The 7,731-nt window shown below is 66.0% G+C and carries 7 protein-coding genes, 1 pseudogene and 1 riboswitch; of the genes and pseudogenes, 2 read left to right on the top strand and 6 right to left on the bottom strand.

Translation table 11 applies throughout. From position 1 onward, the window contains the following. Window positions 1-1,652: pseudogene (locus DVDV_RS20935) on the top strand (DNA-directed RNA polymerase subunit beta'); the annotation flags it as partial. A gap of 250 nt (window positions 1,653-1,902) precedes the next feature. Next, on the top strand, window positions 1,903-2,169 hold the full coding sequence (locus DVDV_RS20930; RefSeq protein WP_075356515.1) for a DksA/TraR family C4-type zinc finger protein: 267 nt from the start codon (window positions 1,903-1,905) through the stop codon (window positions 2,167-2,169). A gap of 47 nt (window positions 2,170-2,216) precedes the next feature. On the opposite strand, the gene DVDV_RS20925 is transcribed toward DVDV_RS20930, so the two are convergent. From DVDV_RS20925 to DVDV_RS20900, 6 genes are all read right to left on the bottom strand, one after another. Beyond that, on the bottom strand, window positions 2,217-2,879 hold the full coding sequence (locus DVDV_RS20925) for a hypothetical protein (RefSeq protein ID WP_075356514.1): 663 nt from the start codon (window positions 2,877-2,879) through the stop codon (window positions 2,217-2,219). A 314-nt stretch (window positions 2,880-3,193) separates the two neighbouring features. Continuing rightward, window positions 3,194-3,907, bottom strand: a complete 714-nt coding sequence (gene cobI / locus DVDV_RS20920) for a precorrin-2 C(20)-methyltransferase (RefSeq protein ID WP_075356513.1) — start codon at window positions 3,905-3,907, stop codon at window positions 3,194-3,196. Then, entirely contained in the window at window positions 3,904-4,656 is a 753-nt protein-coding gene (locus DVDV_RS20915; RefSeq protein ID WP_075356516.1) for an ABC transporter substrate-binding protein, read from the bottom strand. The genes cobI and DVDV_RS20915 overlap by 4 nt, the downstream gene beginning before the upstream one ends. A 46-nt stretch (window positions 4,657-4,702) precedes the next feature. Then, window positions 4,703-5,536 (bottom strand): ABC transporter ATP-binding protein, encoded by an 834-nt coding sequence (locus tag DVDV_RS20910; RefSeq protein ID WP_075356512.1) that lies wholly within the window; start codon window positions 5,534-5,536, stop codon window positions 4,703-4,705. Beyond that, entirely contained in the window at window positions 5,533-6,582 is a 1,050-nt protein-coding gene (locus tag DVDV_RS20905) for an iron ABC transporter permease (RefSeq protein ID WP_075356511.1), read from the bottom strand. The genes DVDV_RS20910 and DVDV_RS20905 overlap by 4 nt, the downstream gene beginning before the upstream one ends. Beyond that, entirely contained in the window at window positions 6,582-7,466 is an 885-nt protein-coding gene (locus tag DVDV_RS20900) for a sirohydrochlorin cobaltochelatase (RefSeq protein ID WP_075356510.1), read from the bottom strand. Before DVDV_RS20900 ends, DVDV_RS20905 begins: the two co-directional genes overlap by 1 nt. A gap of 102 nt (window positions 7,467-7,568) precedes the next feature. After that, a riboswitch (cobalamin riboswitch) is annotated at window positions 7,569-7,731 on the bottom strand. This riboswitch is flagged as partial in the annotation.

Raw genomic sequence — 7,731 nt, 5'->3', positions numbered from 1 at the left:
CCTGCATGTTTGACGTCTACGATCCGGTCACCGACGAGGTGCTGATCCCGTCCAATGCGCTCATTGACGAGCACTATGCCCAGCTTATCGAGGACAAGGGCTTTAGCTCGCTCATGATCCGTTCGACCCTGACCTGCCAGGCCAAGCACGGCGTGTGCGCCATGTGCTACGGCCGCGACTTGGCCCGGGGACACCTGGTCAACGTCGGCGAGACCGTCGGCATCATCGCCGCCCAGTCCATCGGCGAGCCCGGAACCCAGCTCACCATGCGGACCTTCCACATCGGTGGTACGGCCGCCCGTGAAATCGCCCAGTCGTCGGTGACGGCCCAGCACAACGGCCGCATCGTGCTCTCCCGCGTCAAATCCATCGTCAACCAGCAGGGCCACACCATCATGATGGGCAAGTCCGGGCAGGTGTCGGTGGTGGACGACCAGGGCCGCGAACGCGAACGCTACAGCCTGCCGTCCGGCGCGAAACTGTTCGCCGTGGCCGGCCAGGAAGTGAAAAAAGACCAGCTGTTGGCCGAATGGGATCCGTTTAACGAACCCTTCGTCACCGACGTGGCCGGTGTCATCCGCTTCACCGACATCGTTGAAGGCAAGACCTACCAGGAAAAGGTGGATGACGCGACCAAGCGCGCCACCCAGACCATCATCGAATACCGGACCACCTCGTTTAGGCCCTCGATCTCCATCGTGGACGAACGCGGCAACCCGAAAAGCCGCCCCGGCACCAACACCCCGGCCATCTTCTCCATGCCGGTCGGCGCCATCCTCATGCTGCGCGACGGGCAGGAGGTCTTCGAAGGCGACATCATCGCGCGTAAGCCCCGCGAATCGTCCAAGACCAAGGACATCGTCGGCGGTCTTCCCCGCGTTGCCGAGCTCTTTGAAGTGCGCAAGCCCAAGGAAATGGCCGTTGTCTCGGAAATCGACGGACTTGTGTCCTTTGGCGCAGAAACCAAGGGCAAGCGCAAGATCGTGGTCACCCCCGAGGCCGGCGATGCCAAGGAATACCTGATCCCGCGCGGCAAGCACGTCACCGTCCAGGAAGGCGACTTCGTGGAAGCCGGCGAACTGCTGACCGAAGGCTATCCGGAACTGCACGACATCTTGAAGATCAAGGGCGAGAAGTTCCTGGCCAAGTACCTCGTGGACGAAATCCAGGACGTGTACCGGTTCCAGGGCGTCGGCATCAACGACAAGCACATCGAGATCATCGTCCGCCAGATGCTCAAGAAGGTCTCCATCCTCGATTCCGGGGAGACGACCTTCCTCATTGGCGAACAGGTGGACAAGATCCGGTTCATGGAAGAGAACCTGCGCTGCGTCGAGGAGGGCTTGAAGCCCGCCATGGCCGAACCGCTGGTCCTCGGTATCACCCAGGCCTCACTGTCGACGGATTCGTTCATCTCGGCGGCCTCCTTCCAGGAGACCACCAAGGTGCTTACCGAAGCGTCGCTCATGGGCAAGGATGACTCCCTGCGGGGCCTTAAGGAAAACGTCATCGTGGGTCGCCTCATCCCGGCCGGCACCGGCTATCGCCGGTACATGGAAAGCGAGATCGAGGTGCCGCGTCAGCCCGAGCGCCCGGACCGCTTCCTGGAAGAGCTGGAAGAAAATCCGATCATCGGCCTGGACGTCGAATAACCGTCCCGACCAATTGGCATACAAACGGGGGCTCCAGGCTGGAGCCCCCGTTTTTTATTGTGGCGCGAAGTCTGCGGGCGAAGGCTGCCGTGGACTGCGTTGGCTGCACAGGCCTTTGGACACCGACCGCAGGACGCGGTATCAGGGAGCCGGATTTTCTGCAGGCGGAGGTGGCCCGGTGGCTCCGGTTTTCGGCCGCGCCCGGACCGCTCGGGTGGGCCGATACCTCTGCAGGCGAGGAGGTAGAACAATGGCTGGCGGTTGGACTGGCGATGGAGCCGTAAACGATCAGATCGCGCACTCGGTTGACGACGAGGTGTCGCGGGTCAGGAGTCTGTTGCCGACGGGCGAAAGCCTGTCCGAATGCGAGGAATGCGGCGAGGCCATACCCGAGGCCCGGCGCAAGGCCCTGCCCGGGGTGCGGCTGTGCATCAGTTGCCAGGAGGAGCACGACAAGGAGCAGGAGGTTGCCTCGTCCTACAATCGGCGCGGCAACAAGGACAGCCAATTGAAGTAGTCGGCGCGCAAGCCTGCAGGCTGGTCAGGCGGGGGCGGCGCGCGGCGTCACGCCGGCAGCATGTCCCGGGCTGTGGCCAGCACGGCCGGATTGGTGAAATCGGCCAGACTGGCAATGACCCGGTTGGAGGTTTCGCCCATGGCCGTGGCGAAACCCGCGCCCGCCGCCCCGTAGCGGCCGGCCAGATCAGTGCGCAGGGTTTGGCAGAGATAGTGGACGCAGCGGGGCGACTTGAAGAGCTTGAGCGTACAGCCCCGGTCGGTCAGATACGGGCAGTATTGGCCGCGATGCACGGCCCCGGCGGCCTGTCCCTGGGCATCCTCCTGCTTTTGCAGGCGGGCAATGGCCTGGGCCAGTTGCAGGGACAGCGGCGAGGGCTGGTAGAGGAAATAGTCCGAGGGCGTGAAAATGTCGCAGTGGCTGGCGTTGCAACACCCAACCGGCGGCCGGTCGCAACTGTCGCGGCAGAAGTCCTTGCTGACCGTGTCCTGGATGCGGTCGATCTGCCGGGTGTAGAGGGTGTAGGCAATAACGGCCTGCCGCAGATTGGGGCGCATGTCCCCAAGGTGGCCGCTTAAGCATTCGATCTGATGCGACACCTGCTGGTCGGTTAAAAAGCAGTGGCTAGAGCCGGCCAGGGCTTGCAGGTCGGTGTCGACTGCGCCGGTATGGTTGCTGTGTAGCGTATCAAGCCACGTCGTTATGTGCATGTCTGTCCCGCTCTGGTTGCGTACTGGCCAAAGCCTTGGGAGCGAAGCAATTGCGCTGGCGCTCCTGGTCTCAACCCTTGCCATGATACGCCGGAGAAGAGGGGAGGCAATTGGCTGGTCTTGAGAAATTTTTATCATCTTTATAAGAGTCAAACCCTTTCTGAGGCTTTCTTTTTCGAATTTAAAATGGCACGCGCGCGCCTGATCAGCGAACTTTCCGGGCCTCCGGGCTGCACGCGGCCTGGGGTTGCGACGAAAAAAAAGCTCCTTGTCCGGTGGAACAAGGAGCCTTTTGGCATGGTGGCGGAAGACCCTCAGGTCTTGGTTCGTTTTATCAGGCAAAGCGACAGATAATGGGGCTTTGACGGCACATCGGCCAGATCGGATATGACCGCCTCGCCTTCGTGGCCAAGACGGGTGACAAAGGTCGTGGCTGAGGCCAGCCCCAGCTCGCCAAGCAGGCTGCGAAGCCTTGGGAAACTGCGGTAGGCTTTTAAAATAACGGCATTGTCGGCTGTTTCCAGGGCTTGGCGCAGCCGGCCGTCCTCGTCCACGCCAGAGGCGATGAGCAGGTTTTCGCCGGATTCCACCAGCACCTGCCCGGTCCTGGCCGCCGCCGCCTGAAACGAGGTGATGCCCGGCACGATCTCGATGGGCAGGTCCGGCACAAGCGCCCGCAACAGCGGCAGCACGTAGCCGAAGGTGCTGTAGAGCAGCGGATCGCCCAGGGTGATGAAGGCCGCGTCCCTGCCGGCGGCCAGGACTTCGGCCATGGCTGCGGCGTTTCCCGCCCAGGCCCCGGCCAGGACGGCCTCGTCGCGGGTCATGGGAAAGGACAGGCGGGTGACCTGTGTGGCGGCCGGCAGATGCGGGGCCACGATGGCCTCGGCAATGGAATAGTCGTTTTTGCTCGACGAGGCGGCAAAGACCGCGTCCACCTGTCCGAGAATCCGGGCAGCCTTGATGGTCAACAGTTCCGGGTCGCCCGGACCGACGCCAAGGCCGAAAAGCGTGCCCGGGCGGCTCATGAGGCACCTGCTTTGAGGAGTCGGGCCAGTTCTTCCACGGCGTCCACGCTGCCGGGACCGGGCCTTGAGAAGCGCGCTTCGTCGACCACGAAGGCCCGGCCGTTTTGCACGCAGGGCAGGGTGGCGTATTCCGGACGATCGGCCATGGAGCGGGCCTCGGGATTCATGGGGCCGCGCTGGGTGAGGCACACGGCCGGGGCCAGACGCAGCAGTTCCTCGTCGGAAAGCCGCACCAGCTTTTTCCCGGCGGCCACTGCGTTTTTCCCACCGGCTGCGGTGATGACGGCATCGACCATGGAGCCCTGGCCGGCGGCCAGCAGGCTGCCGGAGCGGGCTTCGAAAAAGACCGTCGGCCGCTCGCCGGCCGGGATGGCGGCGGCAACGGCGGCAAGGCGGGCCTGGAGCCGGCTGGTCAGAGCTTGGGCTGCGATCGGGTCGCCGGTCAGGATGCCGATGCGCCGGATGGTTTCAAAGAGCTCCGGGAAATCCGAAACGGCAAACACAGCCACGGGGACACCCAGGGCCGCCAGTTGCTGGGCCGACTCCCGGGCCTCGCCCCGGCCGTCCATCTGCAGGACGAGGTCGGGTTTGACCGCCAGCACCCGCTCCAGGTTGGGCCGCATGTGGGTGCCGATGACCGGCATATCGGGCCGGTCGGCCGGGGCCGGGTCGGCCTCGGTGCGGGCGGTGATGCGGTCCGACTGGCCGAGATCGGTGAGAATCTCGACGAAGGCGCCATAGAGCGGCACGATGCGCCGGGCCGGGGCAGCCAGACGGATCTCGCTTCCCAGGTCGTCATTGACGGCTGCGGCCTGGGCCATGGCCGGTGCAACCCGGCCCAGGGCCAGGAGCAGGGCCAGGACCGGGAACAGCCAGAGCCTGGGGCAGGCCGGTCGTGGGATGGGGGATGACAATGATATCGGTTTCATAAATCCTCGAAAGGGTTGGCTGCGTAAAGACGGCAGCAGTCGGGCCATCGGCCTCGATGCGGCCGCCTTTGAGAAACACCAGCCGCCGGCAAAAAAGCGCGGCCAGATTGATGTCGTGCAAGGCCGCCAGGATAGTGGTCCCGGCAGCGTTTCGGGCGGCCAGCAGTTGGTAGAGCTCGATTTTCCGGGCCACATCCAGGCTGGCCGAGGCTTCATCCAAGAGCAGCACGTCGCTTTCCTGGGCCAGGGCCCGGGCGGTCAGGACGCGTTGGAACTCCCCGCCGGAAAGTTCGCCCAGCCGGCGCGGGGCCAGATCGGCCACGCCGACGGCCTCCATGGCCGCGGCTGCCGCAGCTTCGTCGCCTGGGCCGTAGCCGCCAAGGAAGGACAGGTACGGGTAGCGGCCCATGAGCACAAGGGAGCGCACAGTCAATTCCCGGGCGCTTTCGCCGCGCTGGGGCACGGCGGCAACCTTGCGGGCCCGCTCGCGGTCGGCCATGGCCGCGACGTCGGTGCCATCCAGGCGCACCGTGCCGCTGCCCGGGGAAAGCACCCCGGAAAGGGTCAAGAGCAGCGTGGTCTTGCCTGCCCCGTTTGGCCCGAGGATGCCCACCATTTCGCCGGCGGCCACTTCCAGGTCGATGCCCTGGAGCACCGGCCGGCCGTGGTAGCCGCTGCGAAGCCCCTGGCAGCGGATCATGGCCGGGCTCCGTTTCGGCCGGTGAGCAGCAAGGCGCAGAAAAACGGACCGCCGCACAGGGCCGTGACCACGCCGACCGGCAGCTCCGCGCCGCCGGGCAGGATGGTCCGGGCCAGGACATCGGAGGCCACCAGCAAGGCCCCGCCGGCCAGGGCGCTTTGGAGCAGCAGGGTGCCGTGTTCGCCGCCGTAGAGCCGGCGGCAGGCATGGGGGGCGATCAGGCCGACAAAGCCGATGACGCCCGAGACGGCCACGGCAGCGGCAGTGAGCAGGCTGGCTGCGGTCAAAAGGACCAGCCGGGCCCGTCCGGCCGCCACGCCAAGCTGGCGGGCCTGCGTCTCGCCCAGAAGCAGGATGTCCAGTTCGCGCACATAGAGCCAGATGGCGGCCAGGCCAAGGACGAGGCAGGGGAGGAACAGGGCCAGCTCGGCCCGGCCCCGGCCCTGGAAGCCGCCCATGATCCAGAACACGATGCCGGCCACGGATTCTTCATTGAGCGCCTTGACCAGGGAGAGCAGGGCGGACAGGAAGGTGGCGGCCACAATGCCGGCCAGGACCACGGTTTCCCGCCGCAGGCCCCCGGCCAGCCGGGACAGGGCCAGCACGGCGGCCAGGGTTGCCCCGCCGCCAAGCAGGGCGCAGGCCGGAGTGGCCAGGGCGGTGCCAAAGAAAACGGCCAGCGAGAGGCTCAGCGACAGGGCCGCGCCAAAGGCCGCCCCACCCGACACCCCGAGGGTGAAGGGATCGGCCAAAGGATTTCGCAAAACGCCCTGAAAGACCGCCCCGGCTACGGCCAGGGCCGCACCGACGCCGTAGGCGAGAAGCGCCCGCAAAAGCCGCAGATCCAGGACCACGGCCGTAACCGCCGCATCGGCCGGGGCCGGCAGGTCCAGCCCCAGGGCCCGGCCGACCACAGCGGCGACGTCAGTCGCAGCGGCCGGATAGGACCCGGCCAGACAGGCCGCCGCGAGGGCAGCCAGTCCGGCCAGGAGAAGCGGCAGGGTACGGGCAGCGGCCCGGACCCGACTGTGGCGGGCGCGGAGCATTATTTTCCGGGCAGGGCGTCGAAGGTGGCCTTCAGGTGGTCAAGCCACACGGCGGCCACACCGTCGCGGTCGGCCGTGCCGGACAGGACGGCTTTGGCTTCAATGCCGGCTGCGGCCAGGGTCGAAGCCAGGGAATCCTTTTCCTTGCCGGCCATGTCGTTTCGGGCATGGTCGCCGGCCACGGCAAACAGGGGAATGAGCCAGGCTTTCTTGATGCCCTTGGCCTTGAGATCGGCCACGACGTCGTCAAAGGACGGGATGCCTTCCACCGTGGTCACGAAGGCGTTTTGATCGATGCGCCACAGGCTGTACTGCAGGGCCGGGTAAGCCATGTTGGCCGAGTGTTCGGTGCCGTGGCCGACGAAAACGACGGCCTCGCCGGGCTTGCGCTCCTTGGGAGCGGCGTCGATAAGCGCCTTGGCCACTTTGGGAAAATCTTCTTTGTCAGAAAGCAGGGGCGCGCTCACGGACACGTGGGACAGGCCCTTGGGCATCCGGGAGAAAGCGGCAGCCGTGCGCAGCAGGTCATGGTACTCGCTGCCGGGGATGGTTTGCAGGGACATGAGCGCGACGTCGGTCACACCCGTATCGGGCAGGGCGGCCAGGGCCTCGGCCGGGGAGGGCACGTTCTTGCCTTCCTTGGCCAGCTTGGCCCGGATCATGGCGGCGGTATAGCACAGGGTGACGGGCACGCCGGGATAGGCGGCCTTCACGCGCTCCACCATCTTGGTGATGGCCGGGGCGGCTTCCGGCACTGTCGTGCCGAAGGCGGCCACGACAATGGCCCGCTTGGGTTCTTTTTTGGCGTCATGGCCGGCGGCGGCCGGTGCGGCCAGGGCCAGGACAAGGGACAGGGACAGAAGCATTCGCGACAGGCGAATCATGGGGTTACCTCCATAGCAATGGAGGGCTCTTAATGAGGGGGAGCGAGAGTGGAGAAGCAGCTCGTTCCCGAAGCCCGGCCGGCAAAAGCCCTCGTTGCCGACGGGACGCGCCAGGACCCGGGCAGGTCTTCCGGCTTGTCCCATCGGCCCCGGCCTTCCCGGGAGAGTATCCCAGTGGCGCGCGAGGAGGCCGACTGTGTGGGGGACTGACGGCGGCGGGACCGCTCCCGATTTACACGGGATTCCCGTTTAAGCCCCGAAGGGC

Origin of the sequence: Desulfovibrio sp. DV, from assembly GCF_001936595.1 — a bacterium.
Taxonomy (GTDB): domain Bacteria; phylum Desulfobacterota; class Desulfovibrionia; order Desulfovibrionales; family Desulfovibrionaceae; genus Solidesulfovibrio.
This window is presented reverse-complemented; position numbering and strand designations above follow the sequence as displayed.